Source organism: Nocardioides cremeus, assembly GCF_030518195.1.
GTDB classification, from domain to species: Bacteria; Actinomycetota; Actinomycetes; order Propionibacteriales; family Nocardioidaceae; genus Nocardioides; species Nocardioides cremeus.
The window spans coordinates 1-274 of sequence record NZ_JAULSC010000333.1 but is presented as its reverse complement, the minus strand read 5'-3'; the positions used below and the strand labels follow the sequence as shown (position 1 = coordinate 274).

Below are 274 nucleotides of genomic sequence, written 5' to 3'. Positions count from 1 at the left end.
ACAGGGCCGGGTCGCCATTTTAGAACTGAAGGCCTTGGCTGGTCCGTCCGAGCCGGTGGCGCATGTGGACCCCATTCCCCTCTTCAAATCCGATCCATCATTGACGGCAGAGCTGTACCGGCCCGAATCACGGACGGCATTGCCGGTTATGGTTTACCTCCACGGAGGTGGCTGGGTGCTTGGCAATCATACCGGCGTTGACGCAGTCGTCCGAATGCTTGTGAACCGTTCGGGGTGTGCGATTCTTTCGATGGATTATCGCCTCGCTCCCGAG

Annotated in this window: 1 protein-coding gene; it reads left to right on the top strand. The window is 59.1% G+C overall.

Annotated features, from left to right (window positions below; all coding sequences use genetic code 11):
• Positions 1-274 (top strand): alpha/beta hydrolase (locus QWJ41_RS21300; RefSeq protein ID WP_302710502.1); only part of this gene is annotated, 274 nt, incomplete at both ends.